The sequence below is a fragment of the Veillonella sp. AF36-20BH genome (genome assembly GCF_003602765.1).
Classification (GTDB): Bacteria; Bacillota; Negativicutes; order Veillonellales; family Veillonellaceae; genus Veillonella; species Veillonella hominis.
Genome location: NZ_QTLR01000001.1, coordinates 434,934 through 457,040, shown reverse-complemented (window position 1 = coordinate 457,040; position 22,107 = coordinate 434,934). Strand labels below are relative to the sequence as shown.

Here is a 22,107-nt window from a genome sequence, read left to right as displayed (position 1 = left end):
ATTTAAATAAAGAGTCTTTGAGGTGATAAAGCATGGAAATTTTACTTATGTCATATTTAGCAGGAACAAAAAATATAACAAAAAAGTATCTTTCAAAAATGATTTCGAATAAAATAGTTTTTATTCCTACTGCTGGAAATGTTGAACCATATACTGGATATATTGATGAAGGTGTTGAGATGTTAAAGTCTTTAGGATATGAATTGGAAATTATTGATATTTCTAAATATGATGAAGATTATTTAAAGAATAAACTTTCAAAGACTGAATGTATCTGTATATCTGGTGGTAACACATTTTATCTATTACAAGAGCTGAAAAAGAAAAATCTTATAGGCCTACTTTATGAAAGAATCAAAGAAGGCTTATTATATATTGGTGAATCTGCTGGCGCAATTATTATGTCTGAAAATATTGAATATAATCAGATAATGGATGATAAAAGTATAGCATCTGAATTAGATGATTATATGGGTGTAAATGTATTTAATCATTATGTTGTGCCTCATTTAGGAGAGTATCCATTTGAAGAGACTGCTCAGAAAACATTAGATACTTATCAAAATAAGATACCATTAGTGCCGATAAACAATAATGAAGTAATCTTAGTTGAGGATCATGGTTATACGGTATTAACTGAAAAAAAGTAAACTAGTAATATATAGTTTTATAATTCTAAAACTATTTAAGTTCATATTGAATATAAAATGTCAATAGTTTTTAACATTTTTGTTGTATACAATATATGTGGGGTTAATCAGATTTTATCTATGTTCTATAAAGGTGGAGGAGTATCGAAAAAATTGACTTTGTCTATAGAATCCTGTAAAATATATATAAATATTTATGTAATTATGACACATAGATGATTAGTTTCGTGTAAAGGAGTACAGATAATGAAGTTCCGTTATTCCCGTATGTTAGCGGCTCTCGTTGTATCCGCTGTAATGGTTGCTGGTTGTGGCAGTAATCAACAGCAAGCAGGCGACGTGAGTGTCAATGCATACAAAATTACTGCAAGTGATGCACAGGTAAACCAAACCTATGCTGGTACAGTAGTTGCAGAAAACTCTGTAGCTGTACATGCTCGTGTAACCGGTTACGTAGTTGAAAAATATGTTAAAGGCGGGGAGCAAGTTGTTGCTGGCCAGCCATTATATCGTATCGATTCTCGTCAATACGAAGCTACTCTTGCTAATGCAGAAGCACAAGCTGCTCAAGCTAATGCAAACTATAAAAATGCTGAAGTAGACCTTAATCGTTATGAAACATTAGCTCAACAAGATGCTATTGCGCAACAACGTGTAGATACACAACGAAGTACTGTAGAACAAGCTAAGGCAGCTTATGAAGCATACGAAGCATCCGTAAAAATTGCTCAAGATAACTATGGCGATACAATGGTATATGCACCATATTCTGGTACATTACGTATGGATGATATCGATATGGGTACATTTGTACAAGCAGGTTCTACAACATTAGTAACCATTGATTCTATCGATCCAATCTTTGTTGAATTTAGTATGACAGAGCAAGAATATCTTGACTTCATGAAAAACCCAACTGGCGATGATTCCAATGGCCCAAATATTCAGTTAAAACTTGCTGATGGCGAAACGTATAATCAACCGGGTTCTATTGTTCAAGCAGCAAAAAGTCTTGATCAATCAACAGGTAAGCTTGTGTTGAAAGCATCTTTCCCAAATCCTGATCATTTGTTGTTGCCAAATATGTTTGCTACAGTGATTTCTCCTGGTCAAAAACTCAAAGATGCTATTCTTGTTCCTAGTCGTGCCATTCTTCAAATTATGGATAAAAACTTTATCTATGTTGTAAATGCTGATGGTGTAGTAGAACAAAAAAGTGTTGAAGTTGGCGGTACAAGTGGTAGCGATACAATTATTAAAGCCGGTTTAGCACCTGGAGACACAATCATCGTTGACGGCTTAACTAAGGTGAAAAATGGCGTAAAAGTAAATGGCAAACTACTAACTAAAGAACAGTTGAAAGCTACAAAATAAAAGGAGGATAGATCGTGTCGAAATTCTTTATTAATCGACCTATCTTTGCCATCGTAATAGCCATTGTTATCACGTTGGTAGGGCTTATCTCTATGATGAACCTTCCGGTAGCTCGATATCCACAAATTTCTCCACCTACAGTTCAAGTTAATACTGCTTATACTGGTGCAACTGCTCAAGTTGTTAATGATACAGTAGCCAGTATTATTGAAACGCAGATTGTAGGCGTACAAGATATGGACTATATGACATCTAATAGTTCCAGTAACGGTAGCTATTCGTTGACTGTTCAGTTCAATCAAGGTACAGATGCTGATATGGATGCGGTTAATACCCAAAACCGTGTTCAAGCAGCACTTGCACAATTGCCTTCAGAGGTACAAGCTGTAGGTGTTACAACTACTAAATCTTCTGGTGATATGGCACTTATATTTTCTTTGAGTTCACCAAATGGCACATATGATGCAACATTCTTAAAGAACTATGGTACCAATTATATGATGGATACAATCAAATCCATTAAGGGTGTTGGTTCTGTACAGGAGTTCGGATCTGATTATTCTATGCGCATTTGGTTGGATCCTGCGAAGATGCAAAAACTTGGTGTTACTATCTCTGAAGTTACGGCGGCTATAAAAGGTCAAAACTTACAAGCTGCAGCAGGTACAGTAGGGAAAAATCCTACAAATGGTGAACAAGCCTTTCAATATCCTATCAAAATTGATGGACGTCTCGTAACACCTGAACAATTTGGCAATATTGCTATTAAAAGTACTAATGGTAAGGTATTACATCTAAAAGATGTCTCCCGTATTCAAATTGGGGCTGAAGGGTATGACTTCATCGCAAAATCTGCTCATAAAGAGGTTGCCGGTTTTGCTATTTCCCTACAAAATGATGCTAATGCATTAGAAACAATTGCTAATGTTAAGAAGGTTCTAGATGAGCAATCTAAATCCTTCCCACCAGATATGCAATATAACGTAGTTGTAGATAATACTAAATTCGTAAGTGCATCTATCAATGAGGTAGAGCATACCTTTGTAGAAGCATTACTACTCGTTCTTTTTGTAGTATATGTATTCTTACAATCCTGGCGATCTACAATTATTCCTATGATTGCTGTGCCAGTATCTTTGCTTGGCACATTTGGTGCTTTTGTTTTATTAGATTTCTCTATTAACACTTTGACGCTTTTTGCCATGGTTTTGGCTATCGGCCTTGTTGTTGATGATGCTATCGTAGTGGTAGAGGCTGTTGAATATGAGTTAAAATATAATGGTTTACCTCCAAAAGAGGCGGCTATTAAAGCAATGGAAAATGTGCAAGGACCAGTAATTGGTATTGCCTTTGTATTGACTGCTGTATTTGTACCAGTCGCTTTCATGGGTGGTATGACAGGCATCCTTTACAAACAGTTCGCATTAACGATTGCTGTTTCCGTTGTAATTTCAGCTATTATTGCACTTGTGTTGACACCAGCATTATGTTCTACAATGTTGAAACCACATATATCTAAAAATCGTGAAGATTGGTTACATCGCCAATTAAATAAGTTTAATGCTGCTCTAGAACGATTCAGTAATTGGTATGGCATCCAATTAGCGCGTTTAAGCCATCGTTTGAGTTTAACTGTTATTACATTGCTAGTATTTGCAGGTGGTACAGCCTTAGTATTCCACTTCTTACCAACTTCTTTCGTACCAGCTGAAGATAGTGGTTACTACATGATTGCTATTAATGAGCCGCCAGGTGCTACATCCGAACGGACTATGGCTACACTTGAAAAAATTGCATCTTTCTTGGAAGAAAAAAATGATCCTGAAAAACCTAAGGATGAACAATTATTCCAAGAAGTATTTACTGTCGCTGGTTTTGACCTTTTAGGTGGTGGTCAAAAGTCTAGTGCTGGTGTAATTTTTGCTACTATGTCTGACTGGAAATATCGTACTACTGCTGCAACTTCTATTAATGCAATGGTTGGTCAAACCTTTGGTTTTGCCGCTCAAGGTGTACCAGAAGCAACTGTAATTGCTATGAATCCACCATCCATTCCTGGTTTGGGTACAACTGGTGGTTTTAGTATGTACATCATCAACAAAGCTGGCGATAGTCCACAAGTTATGGCTGATCGTACTAATGAATTTATTGCGGAAGCTCGTAAGAGCCCGGCAATTCGATCCATTTATACTACTTTTGATACATCTACGCCGACATTACAATTTGATGTAAATCGTGAAAAAGCGGCTCAAGATGGTGTAGCATTAGCTGATATCTTTACCACTTTGCAAGGGTTCTACGGTAGTATTCAAGTTAACGACTTTACTACTTATGGTAAAAACTATAAGGTTGTAGTCCAAGCGGAAGACGCATATCGTCAAAATGCGGAACAGCTTAATATGTTAGCGGTTAGAAATAGTAATGGCCAAATGGTACCTGTTTCTAACTATATTACAAAGGAACAAACAGGTACACCGTCTAGTATTACTCGTTTTGATAATGCGATGGCTGTACAAATCGGTGGTTCTCAAGCGAATGGTTACTCCTCTGGTGATGCGATTAATGCATTGAAAGAGGCGGCAGCTAAAACATTACCAGCCGGTTATACATATGACTGGGCAGGTCAATCTCGTGAAGAGTTGAAAGCTGGTTCTCAAACCATCATGATTCTTGGTTTAGGTCTAGTATTTGTATTCTTAATTTTGGCTGCCTTGTATGAATCTTGGAAGGTACCATTTGCCGTATTGTTCTCCGTACCATCTGGTATGATTGGTGCTTCTTTAGTTCCATTCTTGTTGAACTTTACAGGCAGATATTCCTTAGCTAATGATATTTACATGCAGATTGGTCTCTTAACCCTTGTTGGTTTGGCTGCAAAAAATGCGATTTTGATTATTGAGTACGCTAAGATCCGTGTTGACGAACGTGGTATGAACGTTGTTGATGCCGCTATCGAAGCTGCAAAAATTCGTTTACGTCCAATTTTGATGACATCCTTTGCGTTTATCCTTGGTGTATTGCCATTGGCAGTATCTACTGGTGCTGGTTCTGGTGCTCGTACATCCATGGGTATTACTGTAGTAGCAGGGATGACAACAGCAACATTGTTTGGTATCTTTATCATTCCAATGCTGTTCATCATCATTGAAACACTTGGACCTGGTTTGTTTACAAACCGCAAAAAAAATCACGACTAATCATTTACATTAGATAATTTTTTAGAATGATAAAAACACGTCACTACTTAGTAGTGGCGTGTTTTTTTATATAATTTATGATATAATAATAGAGTTAAAAATCGGATTGACGTAAGTCGATATTAAGTGTGAAATTTATATAAAAGAGGTATATTATGAGTGATGTAAAAACATATGTAGCAGGTCATAAAAGCCCTGATACAGATTCTATTTGTTCTGCTATTTCCTTTGCTAATTTCTTAACACAAATGGGTACACCAGCTACTCCAGTATGTGCAGGTGAAGCAAATAAGGAAACAACATACGTATTGAATCATTTTGGTTTTGAACACCCTCAAATCGTTAAGAATTGGGAAGAATTTGCTCCAGAAGGTGGTAACTTATATTTAACAGACCACAATGAATCTAAACAAATCATTGACGGTTACAAGTCTATGAATATGTGCGGCGTTGTGGATCATCACCGCATTGGTGATTTCGAAACTGATGGTCCTGTATTTATGCGTTTAGAACCAGTAGGTTGCTCTAATACAATCATTACTAAATTGTACATGGAAAACAATCAAGAAATTCCTAAAACTATTGCTGGTTTGATGTTGTCCGCTATCATTTCTGATACTGTTTTATTCCGCTCTCCAACATGCACAGAAACAGATAAAGAAATGGCACATAAATTGGCGGAAATCGCTGGTGTAGATATCGAGTCCTATGGCCTTGATATGTTAAAAGCTGGTGCAGATATTTCTGATTTGACTAACGACGACATCGTTCGTACAGATATGAAAGAATTCTCCGAAGCAGGTAAAACAATTTCTATCGGTCAAATTTCTGTTATGGATACAACAGATGTATTGGCTAAACAAGCTGAACTTGTAGCTGCATTAGAGGCTCTTCGCAGCGCTAATAACTATGATGCATCTTACATCATGGTTACAAATATTCTTGATGAAAGTACTACATTGTTATTCAGCGGTGATGTAGAAGCTGTAGTAACAAAAGCATTCGAAAAAGAAGTTAAAGATAATGGCGTATTCTTGCCAAATACTATGTCTCGTAAAAAACAAATCGTACCACCAATTCTTGGTGCTATGAAATAGTATAGTAGTATACAAAGGGAAAAGAACGTTGCTTGCAACGTTCTTCTTCTCTATTTATATGATTATGAAACTATAGTATATGTAAGGGCGATAGGGGTGTTCCGATGAATTCATTATTAACAGGTTTAAATAAAGAGCAACAACAAGCCGTTCAACATACGGAAGGCCCTTTATTGATTTTAGCCGGTGCTGGATCTGGTAAAACAAAGGTGTTAACCGTTCGCATTGCACATTTATTGGCTCAAGGTGTTAATCCTTATGAAATCTTAGCTATTACGTTTACCAATAAAGCGGCAAAAGAAATGAAAAGTCGTGTAGAAGGTTTAGTAGGTGATGTAGCTACTCGAATTTGGCTCAGCACATTTCATAGCTTCTGTGCGAAATTCTTGCGTTTTGAATTAGATAACTTCTTAGGTTATAACAGTAATTTTACAATCTACGATACATCTGACTCGCAAGCTGTTATTAAGGCTGCTTTAAAAGCATTAAACCTTGACGATAAATACTATCCTGTAGGTGCTATGATTGGTGCCATATCCGATGCAAAAAATAAATTGTTATTTGCCTCAGATTTTAGAAAGCAAGCGAGAGACTTTTACCAACAAAAGGTTGCTGATGTATATGAGTATTATGAACGGGAATTGCGTAAGAATAATGCTCTAGATTTTGATGATCTTTTATTGGTAGCTGTTAAATTATTGCAGTCCAATGAGGCTGTGTTAGATAAATATAGCAAGCGTTTTCGTTATGTTATGATCGACGAATATCAAGATACGAACCATGCTCAATATTTATTGGCTAAATTATTAGCCTCTCATTGGAAAAATATTGCCGTTGTAGGTGATGCTGATCAAAGTATTTACGCATGGCGTGGCGCAGATATTCAAAATATTTTGGACTTTGAAAAGGATTATCCGAACTGTACATCCATCAAGTTGGAACAAAACTATCGTTCTACAAAGATTATTCTTGATGCAGCGAATGCGGTAATTGAAAATAATGAAGGTCGTCCTAAGAAAAATTTATGGACCGATAAGACAGAAGGGGCTAAAATTCAGCATTTTACGGCTCAGTCTGAACATGAAGAAGCTGCTTTTATTGGCGATACAATTGCTAAAAAGCACGATATTCATGGTGTGCCTTATGGTGATATGGCTATTTTGTACCGTACAAATGCTCAATCTCGTGTACTTGAAGAAGCACTGATTAAACGGGCTCTGCCATATACGATGGTAGGGGGCACGAAGTTCTATGATCGTAAAGAAATTAAGGACGTTTTAGCTTACTTACGCGTGTTATATAATCCATTCGATGATTTGAGCTTATTACGTATCATCAATGTACCTAAGCGTAGTATTGGTGCTACTACAGTGGCAAAACTACAAGATTATGCTCGTGCAAATGGCACGTCCTTGTTTATGACATTAACACAGCTGCATCTAGTAGATACGATTAAAGGTAAGACAAAGGAAAAGTTAGAGGAATTTGGTATCCTTATCTTTACTCTCGTAGCTGAAATGGAAGATAAAACTGTACTTGATATCTTAGAATCTATTCTTGATAGAACCGGATACTTGGCACAATTAGAAGAGAGTACAGATCCACAAGATCAGGCTCGCGCTGAGAATATCGGTGAACTTTTATCTGTAGCTAAAGACTTCCAAGATACAAATCCAAATGGTACAGTGGAAGACTTCTTGGAACAAGTAGCACTCGTAAATGATGTTGATTCTTTCGAGCAAGAAGAGTCTAAAGTTACATTGATGACATTACATGCTGCGAAAGGTCTGGAGTTCCCAATCGTATTCTTAGGAGGCTTGGAGGAAGGCTTATTCCCACATAGCCGCACCTTGATGAACCCTGAGGAAATTGAAGAGGAACGCCGCCTTGCTTATGTAGGTATTACTCGTGCTGAAAAGGAATTATATATTTCTAATGCCACTACGCGTACCGTATTTGGACGCACTAGTAGCTATTTACCATCTCGTTTTATCGATGAAATTCCAGAAGAGTTAGTAGATGGTTTGCGTGCTAAGCGTAAAGTACCTGATGATATTAAGCGCCATGTACCGCAACATATGAGTGTTACCAGTCGCCCTGTAACAAAACCAATTGTTCGCAATGAAGTGATTGCTGATTGGAAAGTAGGTGATACAGCCATTCATAGTAAATGGGGCAATGGTAAGGTTATCAACGTTGCCGGTGAAGGGGCTGGTATGAAGCTAACTATTGAATTCCCCACACAAGGTGTACGTGTAGTAATGGCAAAATTTGCACCTGTTAAGAAGGGATAAAATTTGTGTATGGCAGTTAACCTCTTTACCTTACTTGTAAGGAACGTATAGAGTGTTACTGCACTGTAAAAGGGATGTAATATGAATCCGAAAGATAGAATTAAAGAGTTACAACAAGAGCTAACTCATGCGCAGTATTTATACTACGTAAAAGATGCTCCTACAATGAGTGACTTTGAATATGATAAAAAATATCGTGAGCTTGTTGATTTGGAAACAGCTCATCCTGAATATATTGTGCCATCATCGCCAACACAACGGGTAGGCATGAAGGTAGAAGGTTCCTTTGAAAAGGTCGTCCATGGCCGCCCTATGTTGAGCTTATCTAATGTATTTAGTGCTGATGAAGTACGTGCATTTGCTAGTCGTGTAGAGAAGGAATTAGGTCATAAGCCTTCTGCTTATGTGGTAGAACTTAAAATCGATGGTTTAGCTGTTAATTTGCACTATGAGAACGGCATGTTTGTACGTGCCGTAACACGTGGTGATGGTCGCGTTGGTGAAGACGTAACTGCTAATGTGCGTACTATTAAATCCATTCCTTTATATCTAGAGGATGCGCCAGAATTTATCGAGGTTCGCGGTGAAGCATATATGCCTCATAGTGAATTTAAACGTATAAATGAAGAACGTGATGAAGAGGGCTTACCTACCTTCGTAAATCCTCGTAATGCAGCAGCTGGTTCTTTGCGTCAACAAGATCCTGCCATTACGGCTAGTCGTAATTTAGCATTCTTTGCCTATGCAATCGGTTCTGAAGTGGGAGCTAATATTCATAGCCAAGAGGAATTGCTCCAAAGTCTAGAAACGTTCAAGTTTTCTGTAAATCCTCATTACCGCGTATGCAAAACAATTGACGAAGTCATAGAGGCTATTAATTATTGGGGTGAAAAGCGCCATGAGTTGCCATACGATACAGACGGTATGGTAATTAAGGTTAATAGTTTCGATGACCAAGAGGTACTTGGCAGTACTGCGAAGGATCCTAAGTGGGCTACAGCTTACAAATATCCACCAGAAGAGGTAGAAACCGTTCTTAAGGATATTACTATCAATGTAGGACGTACAGGTGTTCTTACTCCAACTGGTGAATTGGAATCTGTATTCGTATCCGGTACAAGTGTAAGTCGTGTTACATTACATAATCAAGACTTCATCAATGAAAAAGATATTCGCATTGGTGACCATGTCATCATTCACAAGGCAGCCGAGATCATTCCAGAGGTTATTCGCGTAGTTCCTGAAAAACGAACTGGTTCTGAAGTGCCTTTTACAATTCCTAATACATGTCCTGTATGCGAATTTCCTGCAGTCCGACGTGAAGGTGAAGCCGCTGTTCGTTGTACCAATAAACATTGTCCTGCCATTGAAAAGGAACAAATTATCCATTTTGCATCTCGCGATGCTATGAATATTGATGGTCTCGGGCCTAGTATTGTAGAAAACCTAATCAATAACAAATTAATCACCAATGTTGTTGATTTATATCATTTAACGGTCGAACAACTAGTTACCATGGACCGAATGGGTAAGAAGTCTGCTGAGAATTTGGTAAAAGCTATCGCAGATTCTAAATCTCGCGGATTAGATCGTGTACTATATGGTCTTGGTATTCGACTAATTGGATCTAAGGCAGCCGGAACAATTGCAAGTGTTGTAAAATCTATGGAACGATTCATGACTATTACTAAGGAAGAACTCGTTGCAGTAGAAGAGATTGGTCCTACAATGGCAGATAGTATTGTTGAATACCGTCAAGATCCTGCTCATGTAGAAATCATTGAAGGCTTAACAGAAGCTGGACTTAAGATGACTGTAGATGTTGTTGAAGCAGCAGGCAACCAAATGGAAGGCGAAATCGTCGTTCTCACAGGTAAACTTGAAATTATGGGTCGCAGTGAAGCTGGTAAGATTCTTGAAGCTCATGGGGCTAAGGTTACAGGTTCTGTTTCTAAGAAAACAACCCTTGTTATTGCTGGCGAAGACAGTGGTAGTAAACTTACTAAAGCAAATGAATTGGGTATTCGTGTTATGAATGAAGAAGAGTTTGTAGAACTCCTACGCGAACTGGGAGAAATCCAATAATCATACATTCTACAATATTTTGAAAATATATATTATTTGCTTTATAATAAATAATTATGAAAGGATGTGTCTCGATGAAAATCAGCCAAGAGGAAATTAAAAAAATCGCCTTACTTTCACGCTTGGAAGTTAAGGAAGAACATATGGCACATGTAGAAAAAGAGTTGTCCGACATCTTGACTTATGTTGCTGAACTAGATGCATTAGAACTTGATGGTGTGGAGCCTATGGCTCATGCAGTACCATTGCACAATGTATTTAGAGAGGATGAAACAAAACCATCCCTTGATCATGATTTAGCTTTATCCAATGCTCCAGAAGCAGAGGATGGGTACTTTAAAGTACCTCGCGTTGTACAAGAATAGGAGGTTTCGCTGTGGCAACAATTCATGAATTACACAAGAAACTAGTGAATAAAGAAATCAGCGCTGTTGAATTGACGAATGCTGTTATTGCACATAAAGCGAAAGTGGAACCGACTGTACATGCGTACTTATCCGATTCTCATGATCGTGCTTTGGCTACAGCTAAGCTTGTAGATGAAGCAATTGCTAAAGGTGATGCTATTTCCCCATTGGCAGGTATTCCTGGTGCAATTAAAGATAATATTTGTATTAAAGATGAACCTGCAACATGTGCATCTAAAATGTTGGAAAACTTTGTGCCTCCATACAATGCGTCAGTTATTGAACGTTTACAAAACAATCATTATATTAGCCTTGGTAAACTTAATATGGATGAATTTGCTATGGGTGGCTCTACAGAGAACTCTGCATTAGCTAAAACATCTAATCCTTGGAATGCTGATTGCGTACCAGGTGGTTCTTCTGGCGGTAGTGCAGCAGCTGTATCCAGCGGGTCTGCTATTTGGGCTCTTGGCTCCGATACTGGTGGGTCTATTCGTCAACCAGCGTCCTTCTGTGGCGTTGTAGGCTTAAAACCAACATACGGTAATGTATCTCGTTATGGTTTAATCGCCTTCGCATCCTCTTTGGACCAAATTGGACCTATTACTCGTGATGTAACAGATGCTGCTTTAGTATTAAATGCCATCTCTGGTCACGATGCTAAAGATTCAACGTCCATTCCAGGCACTCGTGTAGACTACACTACAGCACTTGTAAATGATGTAAAAAATCTAAAAATTGGTGTACCAAAAGAATTCTTTGGTGAAGGTCTCAATAGCGAAGTTCGTAAAGCTATTGAAGAAGCTATCGAAACATACAAAAAATTAGGTGCTGAAATCGTTGAGGTTTCCTTGCCTAATTCTAAATATGCATTGTCTGCTTACTATATCATTGCATTGGCAGAAGCTAGCTCCAATTTGGCTCGTTATGACGGTGTAAGTTATGGTATGCGGGTACCTGCAGATAACTTAGTAGATATGTCTACTAAAACTCGCACAGAAGGCTTTGGTCCTGAAGTGCAACGCCGTATCTTGTTAGGTACCTATGTATTGAGTGCTGGTTACTATGATGCTTATTATTTGAAAGCCTTGAAAGTTCGTCGCCTTATTAAAAACGAATTTGACGAAGCATTCTCCAAGGTGGATTTGATTTTGACACCAACTGCACCTAATACATCCTACAAATTTGGTGAAAAAGCTAATGATCCATTAGCAATGTACTTAGAAGATATCTGTACAGTACCAGCAAATCTTGCAGGTATTCCAGGTATTAGCATCCCAGCAGGTATGAGTAGCAATAATTTGCCAATTGGATTACAATTACTTGGCCCTGCTATGGGTGAAGAAACATTATTACGTGCTGCTTTCACATTTGAACAAGCACGTCCGGACTGTCAATTAGTAGCACCAACTGGGGAGGTTTCTCTATGAGTAGTAAATACGAAACAGTCGTTGGTTTAGAGGTTCATACAGAGCTTAAGACTAAGTCTAAAATCTTCTGTGGTTGTACCACTGAATTCGGCGGCGATCAAAATACACACGTATGCCCAGTATGCCTTGGCTTGCCTGGTGCTATGCCTGTGTTAAATAAACAAGTAGTAGAATTTGCCATCAAAGTTGGTTTAGCATTGAATTGTGAAATTCTAAACTTTAATAAATTTGACCGCAAAAACTACTACTATCCTGATTTGCCTAAAAACTATCAAACATCTCAATATGATTTGCCAATTTGCTTAAATGGTCATTTAGATATTGAGGTTAATGGTGAAACTAAACGCATCGGTATTACCCGTATTCATATGGAAGAGGATGCAGGTAAACTCGTCCATAGTGGCAACACTATTTCCGACTCTAAATCTTCTAATGTTGACTACAATCGTACGGGTGTACCTCTTCTTGAAATCGTATCTGAACCAGATATTCGTTCCGGTGCAGAAGCGAGAGCATACGTTGAAAAATTACGTTCTATTTTGCAATATTTAGAAGTATCTGACGGTCGTATGGAAGAGGGTTCTTTGCGTGGTGACTGTAACGTATCCGTACGTTTACGTGGCACTACAGAATTTGGTACACGTACAGAAACTAAAAATGTTAATTCTTTAACTGCAATCCAAAAAGTTGTTGAATATGAAGCATTGCGCCAAGCTAAGTTAATCGAAGCTGGCGGTACTGTAGATCAAGAAACACGTACTTGGGATGATGCACAAGGTATCACTCTTGGTATGCGTAAAAAAGACGAAGAAAACGATTACCGTTACTTCCCAGAACCAGATTTGGTACCAATCGTAATTACAGATGAAAAAATCGAAGAAGTACGTCGTGCACTGCCAGAATTACAAGATGCTAAGATTGAACGTTTTGTATCTGAATATGGCTTGTCTCGTGAAGATGCAACTATTCTTACTGTATCCCGTAAAACAGCGGACTTCTTAGATGCTACTGTAAAAGCAGGTGCAGATCCTAAGACTGTTGCTAACTGGATGCTTGGTGACTTGTCCAAGATGATTAATGAAAGCGGTTTAACATTTGCTGAATCCAAGGTAAGTCCTGAAAACTTGGCTGGTATGATTGCCCTAATCGACAAAGGTACAATTTCGGGTAAAATTGCGAAAAAAGTTATCGTATCCATGTGGGAATCCGGCAAGGATGCTGATACTATTGTAAAAGAGGAAGGTCTAGTTCAAATCACAGATACTGGTGCTATTGAAGAAATTGTTAAGCAAGTTATTGCTAATAATCCACAACCAGTAGCAGACTTCAAGAGTGGTAATGGTAAGGCTATAGGCTTCTTAGTTGGTCAAGTTATGAAGGAATCCAAAGGCCGAGCTAATCCTGGAATGGTAAATGAATTACTTAAAAAATTCTTAAATGACTGATATGAGTGTTAATATATATTAGCATTAATCAATATTAAAAAATACAATCCCTTCAGATATATGAGTTTATATCTGAAGGGATTTCTATTTGCCATTATGATGGTAAAATATGGTATAATAAATTGTATAAAATTTATTATTATTTGTTCATATAAAGGAAATACATATGAATGATCAACACAATATAAACAATAATCAATATACATATAGAAATGGTCAATCAGATGATACTTATAGTCGCAGTACTTATTCTGGTGAACCTAATACACGCGTATTATCCGATGATGAGAGACGAGAATTTGATGGTGTAACTATTGAAGAGGTAGGCGATTCCGTCCATGTAGATTCAACGCCAACCAATATCAATGACGAGCAACAATATTACGATGAAAACAATCAATATGAACCGAAAGTTAAGGTGTATAGCTTTACTAGTACAAGCTGGCTTAGTCGAATTGTCTTGTTTATTGTTTTAGCGATTATTTTGGCAGCTGTCGTATTCTTTGGTAGTGTCATTCTTACGGTAGTAACTGTTGTTATTTTAGTGGGTGCTATTATTTCTATTATCTTTAGTCTCTTTTAATGGTATAATACATATATTATGACTAGACGGTGGCTGAGCCATTCGATGATTTAAAGGGGACCTATGAACGTAGTTTTATCCACATTAAATTCAAAATTTATACATTCTTCTCTGGCTTTGCGTTATCTCAAAGCTTATGGGCAGGCTCACGGACAGGCATACGATATAGTAGAATATACTATTAATATGCCTGTTTTACATATTCTTAGTGATATTACAGAGCGCAATATTGATGTATTGGGCTTTGCTTGCTATATCTGGAATATCGAGATGACTTTACATGTAGTAGACATGGTGAAAGCTGTGCGACCAGATATTAAAATTATTTTAGGTGGGCCGGAGGTGTCTTTCACAGCCGATGAAATCTTAAATCGTTGTGCTGCGGTGGACTATGTCGTACAAGGTGAGGGGGAAGAAGCTTTTTATCAACTTATTAGTGCACTAATCGCTGGCAAGGATGGCTTAGAAGAGCAGATTCCTGGCGTACGTGGTCGCCACATTTCTGGCCGACTCCTGGGCTCTACTGATACGGTGGAGGTAAAAGATCTTAGTACCATACCATTCCCTTACGTAGAAGAGGATATGATAGATTTAGAACATAAAATCATCTACTATGAATCCTCTCGAGGGTGCCCATTCTCTTGTCAGTACTGTTTATCTGGCAATAAAAATACAGTTCGCTTTTTCCCGCAGGAAAGAACTTTTAAAGAACTACAGTGGTTTATCGATCATAAGGTAAAACAAGTTAAATTTGTTGATAGAACTTTTAACTGTGCGCCACATCATCATCGACCTATGATGGAATTCATGCGTGATGCTGATACGGAGACGAATTTCCATCTAGAAATGGAACCAGAGCTAATGACGAAATGGGAGACAAATATTCTCTGTGAAACACCACCAGGCCGTATTCAAATTGAGGTAGGGGTTCAAAGTACACATAAGAAAACCTTGGATGCTATTAATCGATATAATGATTGGCCGTATATTCAAAAGGCTATTCGTCCTATTATTGAAGCAGGCCGAACTCATGTGCACATGGATTTAATTGTAGGCCTGCCTTACGAGAATAAACAACGATTTGGATTATCCTTTAATGATCTTTTTAGTTTACAGCCACATGCGTTACAAATTGGTTTTTTAAAACTGTTAAAGGGTTCTGGTGTACGCCGTATGGAAGAGTATCAATACATTAGTGATCCCTTAGCGCCATATGAGGTATTAAGTACTCACGTGCTTCCTTATAGAGATATACGCTTCTTAAAACACTTTGAAGATGTCTTTGAACGCTTTTATAATAGTGAACGATTTAGAACTGTGTTTGGCTATATTGGTAGTAAGCTTATAAAAGAACATACTGATACATCTATAACTGGGGAAAATACAGAAACTAATCATGTACCACCTATGAAAAAGTACGATCCATCTAAAGTGGAGATAAAAAAAGATGCCTTTTCCTATTTCTGTGATATGACACAGGCTTGGCTCGATGCGGGTAATCATAAGATTAATTTAAAAGATATTGACCAAATTGAGTTCTTGTATAATTTCTTCTTAGCTAAAGGCGATACAGTGGCTGCCGAATTATTACAATATGATACACTCGTTAGCTATCGCGGTAAGGTTCGCAGTGAAGCTGTTGGTTTACCGAAGCAGACAAAGGAACTTTTACAAGAAGGGGAAGCATTCTGGCGCAATGAAGAAATTGCATCTCAATATATTCCAAACTATACATTTAAAGAGTGGCGCAAAATTCGCCAACAATATGTAGAAATGCCTATGTCTAAGGACACGGCTAAAGTGTTAGGTATAGAGAATGTACCAAATGTACCTTTTACAGTTGTAATCGACGTAAATAAAGAGGTAAAACCTTTTATACGTCCTGAAATAGAGGCTTGTTAGTAATATAAAAATAGTTTATCTAATTTTATATAATCAAAAGATTAGAGAATTTATGATAGTTGAAATATTACATAATAAGCGATGATTGGTTAGTTTAATAGGAGTGTTATGACCGATACAACGAGACCAAAACGATACCGCATGGTATCTAAATATTATAAAGAAACATATGGGGAAAAGGTTTATAAATTACCTGTAGCACTACCCTTGACCTGTCCTAACCGTGATGGTTCGGCAGGCGTAGGGGGATGTACATTCTGCGGTGAAATTGGTGCAGGCTATGAAAATCGTCCAGCGTGGATGACGGTACGCATGCAATTAGAGGAAAATATTGCTCACATAGGCCCTAAATATAAAGCAAAGAAGTTCATCCCTTATTACCAAAACTTTAGTAATACCTACTTGAATCTTGATGATTTTAAAAGCTATATTGAACAAGGTTGTATCGATGAAGCCGTGGGCATTGCTATTGCAACAAGACCCGATTGTATTGCTGATGAATATCTTGAAATATTAGCTGATATTGGGGATCGCTTTCATAAGGATATCTATATTGAGCTAGGTCTTCAAACGGTTAACTATGATACATTAGAGAAAATTAATCGTGGTCATGATTTAGCCCAGTTTATTGATGCCGTATTACGGATTAAGCGATATGGATTTAACATAACTACTCATATGATAGTTAATTTACCATGGGATACCATGAAGGATACTATTGAAGGGGCTCGCATTTTGTCAGCCCTTGGTGTAGATCAAGTTAAATTACATGCGTTATATATTGTTAAAAATACATTGATGGCCAAGTGGTATCAAGAGGGGCAGTTTACCCTAATTAGTGCGGAAGAATATGCTGATCGGGTTGTTAATTTTGTACGTCATTTACACCCTGACATTGTTTTACAGCGTCTTGTAGGTAGAGCGCCTGAAGATAATACGCTTTTTACAAACTGGTCCATGGGTTGGTGGCGCGTACAAGATTTAATTGATGATAAAATAGACGAACTAGATGCTCATCAAGGTGATCTCTGTGATTACCTAAATGGTAAAGCAGTTCGTAAATTTATAGATTAGGAGGTTGTATGAGCGAACAAGTATTTACATTTCCTACATATGACCTAGCACAATCCATACTAGGTCAACATAATCGATATCTGCATATGATGCTTGAGGTCATTTCTGCAGATGTAGTGGCACGTGGTGATACGGTAGTTATTAAGGGTGATGAGGACCAAGTAGAAGCTCTCTATCGTACCCTTGAAGAATTAGTATTCCTTTACCGTGAAGGTAGTACCATAACTGAGTCTCAAGTGCGTATTGCGGCTAAACTCGTGGCTAATGGTAAAGCTGATGCCGTACATACTATGTTTGAGGATACTTTATCCGTTAATATGCGCGGTAAAAATATTACGCCTAAAACGGAAGGTCAAAAATACTATGTAGATAGTATTCGAAAAAATACCATTACTTTTGGTATTGGTCCTGCTGGTACAGGTAAAACATTCCTAGCAGTAGCTTTAGCTGCATTCTATTTAAAAAACCGAAATGTAGATAAAATTATTTTGACACGCCCTGCTGTAGAGGCAGGTGAACGGTTAGGCTTCCTACCTGGTGAATTACAAGACAAGGTTGATCCTTATTTAAGACCTCTTTATGATGCATTACATGAAATGTTTGGTATCGAGCAAGTACAACGCTTTATGGAACGTGGTACTATCGAGGTAGCACCACTAGCGTATATGCGTGGCCGCACATTGGAAAATGCCTTCGTCATTCTCGATGAGGCTCAAAATACGACGGCAGAGCAGATGAAAATGTTCCTAACTCGTCTAGGTAACAACTCTAAAATGGTAGTCAACGGTGATAAGACACAAATTGACTTACCTCCACGTGTTGTGTCTGGCCTCGGCGAGGCTGAAAAGGTATTGCGTCATGTGCATGGTATTAATATGGTTTACTTTAGCGATCAAGACGTTGTTCGTCACGATTTAGTAGGTCGCATTGTAAAAGCTTACGATGCATATCACGAACGTAAGTTAGCTGGTGAGACTACAGAATCTAACGCAGTATCCAAAGAGAATGTAGCGAAAGGATAAGCATGTATATACACATTAGCTATGATGAAGGAATTCAAGAGGATTCCAATATTGAGGCTGTTATACGCAAGGTCTGCGATGAAGTGAGTCGCGTATATGGCCTCGATGAAGATGAAATGAGTATTTTACTCTGCAATAATGCTAAAATTCATGAGCTTAATAAGGAATATCGAGGCATCGATAGACCAACGGATGTATTGTCCTTTGCCCTCAATGAAGGGGATGATTACGAAGGTAGTGAAGAGGAACATCACTTACTTGGTGATATGATTATTTCCTTAGAGCGTACTCGTGAACAAGCTATTGAATATGGACATAGTTTTGAACGGGAATTAGCATATTTAACGACTCACAGTTGCTTACATATTTTAGGTTATGACCATATGAACGACGAAGATAAAAAAGAGATGCGCACAGAGGAAGAATTTATCCTAGGTAATTTGGGTTATGTGCGGGAGGATGCACCATATAATGAATAAGAACGAACATTTTAAATCAGGCTTTGTTGCCGTTGTAGGCCGCCCTAATGTGGGTAAATCTACCTTAATCAACGCTCTTATTGGCGATAAGATTGCTATCGTATCCGATAAGGCTCAAACAACGCGTAACCGTATCATTTGTGTATATACGGATGAATCCAAACAAATCGTATTTATGGATACACCTGGTGTGCATAAACCTAAGCACAAGTTAGGCGAATTCATGGTAGATGCTGCTATTGAGTCCTTAAAAGAAACGGAAGCCGTTTTATTTGTCGTAGCAGGCAATGAAAAACGTGGTCCTGGGGATAATTTTATTATTGAACAATTGAAACGTGTAAAGGTTCCTGTATTTTTGGTAGTCAACAAAATTGATACACTCAAAAAAGAAGAACTTTTAGAAGCAATCGTTTCTTATCAAGATGCATATCCTTTTGCAGGTGTAATTCCTATTTCTGCAAAAGATAAAGAAAACTTATCTGAAATTCTTAAGGTTCTAGAAGAAACATTGCCGGAAGGTCCGCAATATTTCCCAGAAGATATGATTACGGATCAACCGGAACGCCTTATTATTTCCGATATCGTTCGTGAAAAAATCTTGTTAGCTACACGAGATGAGATTCCTCATGCTATCGCTGTAGACGTAGATGAAATGAAAACACGTGATGATGGTACTACCTATATCCGCGCTACAATCTACTGTGAAAGAGACTCGCAAAAGGGTATTATCATCGGTAAAAAAGGTGCTTTGTTAAAACAACTTGGCGCTGAAGCGCGCGCAGACATTCAAAAGCTATTAGCTACAAAGGTGTACTTGGACCTTTGGGTTAAAGTAAAAAAAGATTGGCGAAATAAATCTGGTATGTTATCTGAACTTGGTTATAGAAAATAATTTGATATAATAAAAAGAAATAAGTGTTTCCATATTCATATGAAAGGAATAAAGATGGATAGTGTAGATGGCCTGTTACCCATAGGGTTTGGTCTGTTATGTATTTTTTTAATTAACTTTTTTGTGGTTGCAAAGTTCTCTTTTGCACGCCTTCGTAAAGAACATGTAGAGGATATGGACATCCTCTTGGAGAAGGATAGAGAATTTTTATTAAAGCTTTATCAAAATCCTGAGTATTTTTTAAATACTACACAGTTTTTGATTCTATTCTTTATTTTGGCCCTTGCAGGCACAGGTACTTTTGTATTCGATAATATTGTTGATCGTATAGTGGCGGTTCTTAACATTCATAGTACTTGGATGCATTTAGTGTTAGATATTATTCTATTACTATTAATTAGCTTAATTGTCCTAATTTTCGGTGAAATTGTACCTAAAGCATTGGGCTTATCCTTCCCTACAAAATATGTAAATACCTATAGCCGTATCGTAGTGGCTGCAGGTAAATTGGTGTATCCATTTATTTGGATTGCTAGTAAAATCTCCAATGTTATTTTAGGCTTTTACAAAACAAAATATTTAACAGAGCTTGACCTTGTGTACTCAGAGGAAGAAATTCGCATGATGATTTCTCGAAGCCACGAGGAAGGGCAATTGGACCAAGTAGAGTCTGAGTTAATCGATAATGTCTTTAACTTTGTAGATCGCATGGCAAAAGAGGTTATGGTGCCTCGTCAAGACGTAGACTGCGTATTCGTAGAAGATGGTTACGATGAAGCTATGAAGGTTATCCGCTCTAAAGTACATACACGTTATCCACTCTGTGTAGAGGATAAGGATCACATTATTGGCCTCGTTCATATTAAAGATTTAATGGAACGCCCTAATCAAGCCCGTAAGGATTTGCGCAATATTAAACGAGATATTCTTACTGTTCCAGAGGTAATGAAATTATCTACCTTGTTGCAATATATGAGAACGCGCCGTATTTATCTAGCTGTAGTAGTAGATGAATATGGTGGCATGGTAGGTCTTGTAGGCTTAGAAGATATTATAGAAGAGTTGGTTGGAGATATCCAAGACGAGCATGAGCCGCATTTACCAGCTACGATGTCCTATGCAGATGGTTCCTTCGAGTTTGATGGCAAGGTCCTTGTAGACGAAGTAGAAGAGATTATGAATATTGAAATTGATAATTCTGATTCTGATACAATTGGTGGCTATGTCTTTGGTTTATTAGAACGTACACCAATCGTAGGTGATACGGTGGATGCTCATGGTTATACCTTTGAAGTTACGCAAATGCAAGGATATCGTATCTCTCGCATTAAAGTAACACCTATACCAGTAGAGGAACCAACGGAAGAAGAAAATGAAGAAGCTTAATGGTGGTTTTAATACGCCAGCCATCGTTATTAGTCGAAAAAAGTATAAGTTGTATTCCGTATTTACATTTATTACGCCTAGCTTGGGACTTATTAAAGCATCGATTCCACATAAGCGTATGATGACCATGCGTAACAGTTCCTATTTACGTCCATTCAGTGCTATGTATATTACAGTCGTGCCTGATGGGGAGTATGTAAATGTGACGCAAATTGATGGATCCTATGTGGTGGAATCCTTAGATGTAAACCTCGATAATATTGCTTATGCAGCGGTAGCGAGTGAGCTCATTCAAGAGTTATTTGCCATGTATGACGTAGACCGTAAGGTCTTTGATACGGTAGTAAATTACTCAAAGCAAATTCGTCGTCGCAATGTACAATTGGGAACGATTATGCTTGGATGGCAATTATTATCCCTCGCAGGAATTGTGCCAAGTGCTAATGCTTTTACACAGCAAGATGGAATCGATCCATTTTGGTTGCAGGTACGAGAAACGACGAATCTTAGTATTTCTCGTTCTGTGAAAGCCGCATTACCTCAGATTCTCGCTTACCAGTGGGGTGAAGATACGCCTTTAGAACTTCCGAAAACAATATGGAAGGAATTTGAGAAGCTTTTATTCTCTTATTGTGAGCAAGAAATAGGTAAGCCATTACAAAGCGTTAAGTTTTTAAACTCTATAATTTAATGTGAAAAGCATCAATCATAGTATTGGTGCTTTTTCTATATTTATGGTTACATATGAAAAAATATAATACTAATAGACATATGTACATCTGTAGTTGAC

17 protein-coding genes are annotated in these 22,107 nt (G+C 37.8%); all 17 read left to right on the top strand.

Translation table 11 applies throughout. From position 1 onward, the window contains the following. Window positions 1-32: 32 nt before the first annotated feature. Complete coding sequence (locus DW000_RS02195; protein WP_008714022.1) at window positions 33-650, top strand: Type 1 glutamine amidotransferase-like domain-containing protein; 618 nt, start codon at window positions 33-35, stop codon at window positions 648-650. 246 nt (window positions 651-896) lie between these two features. Continuing rightward, entirely contained in the window at window positions 897-2,024 is a 1,128-nt protein-coding gene (locus DW000_RS02190) for an efflux RND transporter periplasmic adaptor subunit (RefSeq protein ID WP_120054822.1), read from the top strand. A gap of 14 nt (window positions 2,025-2,038) precedes the next feature. Further along, complete coding sequence (locus DW000_RS02185; RefSeq protein ID WP_120054821.1) at window positions 2,039-5,221, top strand: multidrug efflux RND transporter permease subunit; 3,183 nt, start codon at window positions 2,039-2,041, stop codon at window positions 5,219-5,221. A gap of 155 nt (window positions 5,222-5,376) precedes the next feature. Next, the gene (locus DW000_RS02180; protein WP_008714019.1) at window positions 5,377-6,318 is read left to right on the top strand and encodes a manganese-dependent inorganic pyrophosphatase; all 942 of its coding nucleotides are present in this window, start codon (window positions 5,377-5,379) and stop codon (window positions 6,316-6,318) included. Window positions 6,319-6,422: 104 nt separating this feature from the next. Further along, entirely contained in the window at window positions 6,423-8,612 is a 2,190-nt protein-coding gene (gene pcrA, locus DW000_RS02175) for a DNA helicase PcrA (RefSeq protein WP_008714018.1), read from the top strand. Between the two features lie 81 nt (window positions 8,613-8,693). Beyond that, a complete protein-coding gene (gene ligA, locus DW000_RS02170; protein ID WP_120054820.1) occupies window positions 8,694-10,697 on the top strand; it encodes an NAD-dependent DNA ligase LigA in 2,004 nt (667 codons plus the stop codon). Window positions 10,698-10,771: 74 nt separating this feature from the next. After that, the gene (gene gatC / locus DW000_RS02165) at window positions 10,772-11,062 is read left to right on the top strand and encodes an Asp-tRNA(Asn)/Glu-tRNA(Gln) amidotransferase subunit GatC (RefSeq protein ID WP_004696952.1); all 291 of its coding nucleotides are present in this window, start codon (window positions 10,772-10,774) and stop codon (window positions 11,060-11,062) included. An 11-nt stretch (window positions 11,063-11,073) separates the two neighbouring features. Beyond that, the gene (gene gatA, locus DW000_RS02160) at window positions 11,074-12,534 is read left to right on the top strand and encodes an Asp-tRNA(Asn)/Glu-tRNA(Gln) amidotransferase subunit GatA (protein WP_120054819.1); all 1,461 of its coding nucleotides are present in this window, start codon (window positions 11,074-11,076) and stop codon (window positions 12,532-12,534) included. After that, the gene (gene gatB / locus DW000_RS02155; protein WP_101928315.1) at window positions 12,531-13,979 is read left to right on the top strand and encodes an Asp-tRNA(Asn)/Glu-tRNA(Gln) amidotransferase subunit GatB; all 1,449 of its coding nucleotides are present in this window, start codon (window positions 12,531-12,533) and stop codon (window positions 13,977-13,979) included. Before gatA ends, gatB begins: the two co-directional genes overlap by 4 nt. A 166-nt stretch (window positions 13,980-14,145) precedes the next feature. Beyond that, window positions 14,146-14,562 (top strand): hypothetical protein, encoded by a 417-nt coding sequence (locus DW000_RS02150; protein WP_012864422.1) that lies wholly within the window; start codon window positions 14,146-14,148, stop codon window positions 14,560-14,562. A gap of 63 nt (window positions 14,563-14,625) precedes the next feature. Further along, on the top strand, window positions 14,626-16,464 hold the full coding sequence (locus DW000_RS02145; RefSeq protein WP_012864421.1) for a B12-binding domain-containing radical SAM protein: 1,839 nt from the start codon (window positions 14,626-14,628) through the stop codon (window positions 16,462-16,464). A gap of 108 nt (window positions 16,465-16,572) precedes the next feature. Continuing rightward, a complete protein-coding gene (locus tag DW000_RS02140) occupies window positions 16,573-17,538 on the top strand; it encodes a TIGR01212 family radical SAM protein (RefSeq protein WP_120054818.1) in 966 nt (321 codons plus the stop codon). Between the two features lie 8 nt (window positions 17,539-17,546). Beyond that, window positions 17,547-18,560, top strand: coding sequence for a PhoH family protein (locus tag DW000_RS02135; protein ID WP_120054817.1), 1,014 nt, complete (start codon window positions 17,547-17,549; stop codon window positions 18,558-18,560). A 2-nt stretch (window positions 18,561-18,562) separates the two neighbouring features. Continuing rightward, window positions 18,563-19,039, top strand: a complete 477-nt coding sequence (ybeY, locus tag DW000_RS02130) for an rRNA maturation RNase YbeY (protein ID WP_008714003.1) — start codon at window positions 18,563-18,565, stop codon at window positions 19,037-19,039. Further along, entirely contained in the window at window positions 19,032-19,931 is a 900-nt protein-coding gene (era, locus tag DW000_RS02125) for a GTPase Era (protein ID WP_004695950.1), read from the top strand. Before ybeY ends, era begins: the two co-directional genes overlap by 8 nt. Before the next feature lie 54 nt (window positions 19,932-19,985). Continuing rightward, on the top strand, window positions 19,986-21,317 hold the full coding sequence (locus tag DW000_RS02120; protein ID WP_004695947.1) for a hemolysin family protein: 1,332 nt from the start codon (window positions 19,986-19,988) through the stop codon (window positions 21,315-21,317). Next, window positions 21,304-22,008 carry a DNA repair protein RecO C-terminal domain-containing protein gene (locus DW000_RS02115; protein WP_008713997.1) on the top strand — a complete coding sequence of 235 codons (705 nt, stop codon included), beginning with the start codon at window positions 21,304-21,306 and terminating at the stop codon, window positions 22,006-22,008. Before DW000_RS02120 ends, DW000_RS02115 begins: the two co-directional genes overlap by 14 nt. Window positions 22,009-22,107 lie beyond the last annotated feature (99 nt).

What these genes read in the sequence shown, in the direction of transcription:
- DW000_RS02195 (WP_008714022.1), top strand. Translation starts at nt 33, where the DNA reads ATGGAAATTTTACTTATGTCATATTTAGCAGGAACAAAAAATATAACA.
- DW000_RS02190 (WP_120054822.1), top strand. Translation starts at nt 897, where the DNA reads ATGAAGTTCCGTTATTCCCGTATGTTAGCGGCTCTCGTTGTATCCGCT.
- DW000_RS02180 (WP_008714019.1), top strand. Translation starts at nt 5,377, where the DNA reads ATGAGTGATGTAAAAACATATGTAGCAGGTCATAAAAGCCCTGATACA.
- pcrA (WP_008714018.1), top strand. Translation starts at nt 6,423, where the DNA reads ATGAATTCATTATTAACAGGTTTAAATAAAGAGCAACAACAAGCCGTT.
- ligA (WP_120054820.1), top strand. Translation starts at nt 8,694, where the DNA reads ATGAATCCGAAAGATAGAATTAAAGAGTTACAACAAGAGCTAACTCAT.
- gatC (WP_004696952.1), top strand. Translation starts at nt 10,772, where the DNA reads ATGAAAATCAGCCAAGAGGAAATTAAAAAAATCGCCTTACTTTCACGC.
- gatB (WP_101928315.1), top strand. Translation starts at nt 12,531, where the DNA reads ATGAGTAGTAAATACGAAACAGTCGTTGGTTTAGAGGTTCATACAGAG.
- DW000_RS02150 (WP_012864422.1), top strand. Translation starts at nt 14,146, where the DNA reads ATGAATGATCAACACAATATAAACAATAATCAATATACATATAGAAAT.
- DW000_RS02145 (WP_012864421.1), top strand. Translation starts at nt 14,626, where the DNA reads ATGAACGTAGTTTTATCCACATTAAATTCAAAATTTATACATTCTTCT.
- DW000_RS02140 (WP_120054818.1), top strand. Translation starts at nt 16,573, where the DNA reads ATGACCGATACAACGAGACCAAAACGATACCGCATGGTATCTAAATAT.
- DW000_RS02135 (WP_120054817.1), top strand. Translation starts at nt 17,547, where the DNA reads ATGAGCGAACAAGTATTTACATTTCCTACATATGACCTAGCACAATCC.
- ybeY (WP_008714003.1), top strand. Translation starts at nt 18,563, where the DNA reads ATGTATATACACATTAGCTATGATGAAGGAATTCAAGAGGATTCCAAT.
- era (WP_004695950.1), top strand. Translation starts at nt 19,032, where the DNA reads ATGAATAAGAACGAACATTTTAAATCAGGCTTTGTTGCCGTTGTAGGC.
- DW000_RS02120 (WP_004695947.1), top strand. Translation starts at nt 19,986, where the DNA reads ATGGATAGTGTAGATGGCCTGTTACCCATAGGGTTTGGTCTGTTATGT.
- DW000_RS02115 (WP_008713997.1), top strand. Translation starts at nt 21,304, where the DNA reads ATGAAGAAGCTTAATGGTGGTTTTAATACGCCAGCCATCGTTATTAGT.